Below are 3108 nucleotides of genomic sequence, written 5' to 3' on the forward strand. Positions count from 1 at the left end.
CGACACACCCCCACCCAAGCGAACTTCCATCCCCGAGAAGGCAGTCATGCCATCCATTCACCCGAACGTGTCACGTGCGGAGGATGGGGCTAGCCCCCGGCGGTCACCGAGCGCAGGCGAACCGCTACGACCGTTCCGGAGGACCTCAACCGAGGGACGATTTATGAAACCGCCGCAGGTCACAGGCCTGCGGCGGGGACGGACGGGCCGGTCAGATCTGCCGGTCCGGGTCGGAGAAGGTCAGCCCGCCAGCCGCGAGCGGACGCCGGGCCGGGGAGGGAACGGCCACGGTCTCGCCGGGCGGCTGGCGGAAGTCGGCACCCTGCTCGACCGGCAGCAGCCGGCGCCCGCCGGACCGGGCGGGCACGGGGGCGTCGACGGCGGACTCGGAGAAGCGCAGGGAGAGCCTGCGGCGGTCAGTCATGATCACCAGTCTCGCAGCCCGGACCGGGCCGGGTAGGCCAAAGCGCTATCACCGGTGGTAGCGCTCTGGCCCTGACCACCAGGGCCAAACCGAGGCTGGCCGCTGTTTCAGGTCTACAGAACAGAGCGGTCAAGCCAGTGCTACCGCGCTCCGTCCGCGATGGGCGGTGTACCGTTCGCGTCGCTGCTTGGTGAACGCGGCCGGCTCCACGGCCTTGATCTCGGGAACGGCGGTCGCCGGCGAAGCGACGGCGCCGCCGGTCAGAAGCGGGTGGAGCTGGTAGCGGCCGCCCTCGATCTGCCAGGCAAGGCCGGTCTCCCGCAGTTGCTGTGGACTCATGGTCCATCTTGGGGGACACCACAATCACGAAAATGGACCAGGAGTCCATCCGTCACTGAGCAGTGCAACCCTCTTCACGTACATGTGAGGTGATCCCAGGATCACGCCACACGCACGCCTGCTCGCAGAGGCCCAGTCCTACCGGCGGGAACGGGTCGTGCGCATCTCGGCGATGCCCCGGTCGGCCGTCACGATCAGTCCGCCCGCAGGATGCGGGAGACGTAGATCCGCGGCGGATCCGCCTCCTCGTTCACCACGTATTCCACCAGCCCCAGGTCACGGCGCAGCGGTGCCGAGTGCATGCCGGGGCGCCCGGGCACCGGCATGCACAGGTGGGGGAAGGGGTTCTCGCGGAGGTCGACGAGGAAGGCGACGACGGCGGAGAACACGTCGGCTGGTGTGGACGGGTCGCCGAGGAACTCCTCGACGACTGGGGAGAGGGTGACCGGGTCGTGCTCGTCGTCCGGGAAGTCGCTGATGTCGCTCACAGGGTCCCGAGACGGCGCAGGACCGCGGATGCGGAGGTGCCGGGGGCGGTGCCGGCCTGGACGGCGGCGTGGATCCGGTCGCCTTCCGGGTCGCGGTACAGCTCCGCCCGCAGCCACCACCGTTTCAACACGCCGCTGATCGTCTCGACGTCGGCCTCACCCATCTCTCGGTAGAACTCCATCCGCTGCGCCGGCGGCAACGCCGCAGCGACGCCGTCCTGGGTGCGGGCGATGGGCCGACGGCTGTCGTGGTGGCCGTGCAGGGGCGCTGCGCTCACCGTTCCTCCGGAAGCTCTCGTGCGGGCGGGGGCGGTACCAGTGTCCTCCCCCGACGTGCCGGGACGGTACCCGGGTTATCGCCGCGCGGGTCCGGCACGGCGGCCGCTTTGGGAAGGACACCGGACGGCGGAGGAAGCGCTGGCTGCGGTTGGCCACGACCGCAGCCAGCCGGCACCTCGGCGGCCGCCCCCTACTCCCGGCGGAGTCGGATGCCGCCTAGCGTCGTCGCTCAGTTGCCTCGCGGACCTTGTTCATCCGGGGTGATGGGCGGTGCGTTCAGCTGGCGGCAAGCGGCGCTCTGGGAGGCTTTGTTGCCCTCCCAGAACCGGCGAGGGTTGAGCTGGTAGGTGCCGCTGCGTGGGCCGGTCTTGAGGAGGATGTTGAGTCCGACCAGGCGTGCCAGGGCGACCTTGACGGTCGTGGTGCTGGCGAAGATGTCAGGCGCCACAACGTCGGGCGCAACCCGTATTGGGCGTCTGCGCTCCGCCGCGCTCGCGGATCCAGTCGATCGTGGCCCACTCGCCGCCGGTGAGAGCCAGCGCGTAGAGCGGAGGCCCGGCGTCCCGATACCGCCCCGCCCGGTCCTCGTACCCTGGCTCGGGCTCGTACGCGTCAACTGCCGTCGTGACTTCAGTGACGGGGTCCTGGTCGCCGAAGTCGAACCATTCCCCGTGGATCCGGTAGCTGCCGAACTCCTTGTGGAGGTGTCGCTCCAACCTGGGACCGCCGGGGAAAGTCGCCGCGAGCAGCAGCGCTACAGGCGATCCGGCTTGGAGGGCCGTCAACCGGCCTTCCGGGTCGGTGCTACGTCCGATCTTCACCGTCCGACTGCTTGCGGTGGTGATCAGGTAGACGAACTCCGCTGTCGACTGCACCAGCCCCCACCCACCCTACGGTCCGACTATCTGCCGTGCACCGTAGCTCCAGGGTCCGACAGAACCCCAGACGGTCAGCCGACCGCGCGCAGGCGGGAGCGGCCTGCTTTGGGCGGGGCGGCCTGGTAGTCGGGGATGAGAATGGGGGGACGCCTTCGCGGGCGGCGCGGGCCATGGCGGCCTGCATCTCGAGTTCGGAGCTGTAGCCGGCGATGGCTGGGTGGAGGCGGTAGCGGTAGCCCTTGCGCAGGACCAGGCCGCGCTCGACGAGGAGAGTCATCCCGCGGCTGACAACCGAGGGGAGGATCTGGAGTTCTTCGGCGATGTCCTGCTGGGTGATCGGGACAACGCCTCCAGGGTTTTGCCGCTCGACCACCCGGGCGTAGGCCTCACTGGCCGGGGTCAGGTTCTGCCCGCCGATCGGTGTGGCCAGGGAGGCCATGGCCTGCTCGTCGGTGCGGTGGTCGGCGTCTTCCTTGGCAGTGAGGGCCTCGTCGCCGGCACACGCGATTCCACCGGTGCGATGACCAGGTGATATCTGTGTGTCGTGCATCCGATGATCATCCGGTCCACCCGGCGTGCCCTGCCCGCCCTCGTCACCGCCGTCCTGCTAGTGCCGCATCAGGCAACGTTCGCCCTGTCGGAGGTCCTGCCTGTCGATGGCTTTGGCCGCTGGCGATAATCGTCCGATGAGTGCCATCGA

7 protein-coding genes are annotated in these 3108 nt (G+C 69.4%); 1 reads left to right on the forward strand and 6 read right to left on the reverse strand.

Annotation, left to right across the window (positions count from 1 at the left end; all coding sequences use genetic code 11):
- Positions 1–211: 211 nt before the first annotated feature.
- From ACFQ87_RS45310 to ACFQ87_RS45335, 6 genes are all read right to left on the reverse strand, one after another.
- Entirely contained in the window at positions 212–424 is a 213-nt protein-coding gene (locus ACFQ87_RS45310; protein ID WP_380616893.1) for a hypothetical protein, read from the reverse strand.
- Positions 425–553: 129 nt separating this feature from the next.
- Positions 554–763, reverse strand: a complete 210-nt coding sequence (locus tag ACFQ87_RS45315) for a hypothetical protein (RefSeq protein ID WP_380616894.1) — start codon at positions 761–763, stop codon at positions 554–556.
- A 194-nt stretch (positions 764–957) separates the two neighbouring features.
- The gene (locus ACFQ87_RS45320) at positions 958–1251 is read right to left on the reverse strand and encodes a hypothetical protein (RefSeq protein ID WP_380616895.1); all 294 of its coding nucleotides are present in this window, start codon (positions 1249–1251) and stop codon (positions 958–960) included.
- Positions 1248–1529, reverse strand: coding sequence for a hypothetical protein (locus ACFQ87_RS45325; RefSeq protein WP_380616896.1), 282 nt, complete (start codon positions 1527–1529; stop codon positions 1248–1250). Before ACFQ87_RS45325 ends, ACFQ87_RS45320 begins: the two co-directional genes overlap by 4 nt.
- Before the next feature lie 230 nt (positions 1530–1759).
- A complete protein-coding gene (locus ACFQ87_RS45330; protein WP_380616897.1) occupies positions 1760–1978 on the reverse strand; it encodes a hypothetical protein in 219 nt (72 codons plus the stop codon).
- Positions 1968–2405: a GIY-YIG nuclease family protein gene (locus ACFQ87_RS45335; RefSeq protein WP_380616898.1), complete on the reverse strand. Its 438-nt coding sequence runs from the start codon at positions 2403–2405 to the stop codon at positions 1968–1970. The genes ACFQ87_RS45330 and ACFQ87_RS45335 overlap by 11 nt, the downstream gene beginning before the upstream one ends.
- Before the next feature lie 220 nt (positions 2406–2625).
- On the opposite strand from ACFQ87_RS45335, the gene ACFQ87_RS45340 reads away from it, so the two are divergent.
- On the forward strand, positions 2626–2940 hold the full coding sequence (locus tag ACFQ87_RS45340; protein ID WP_380616899.1) for a hypothetical protein: 315 nt from the start codon (positions 2626–2628) through the stop codon (positions 2938–2940).
- Positions 2941–3108 lie beyond the last annotated feature (168 nt).

Origin of the sequence: Kitasatospora sp. NPDC056531 (assembly GCF_042794375.1) — a bacterium.
Taxonomy (GTDB): domain Bacteria; phylum Actinomycetota; class Actinomycetes; order Streptomycetales; family Streptomycetaceae; genus Kitasatospora.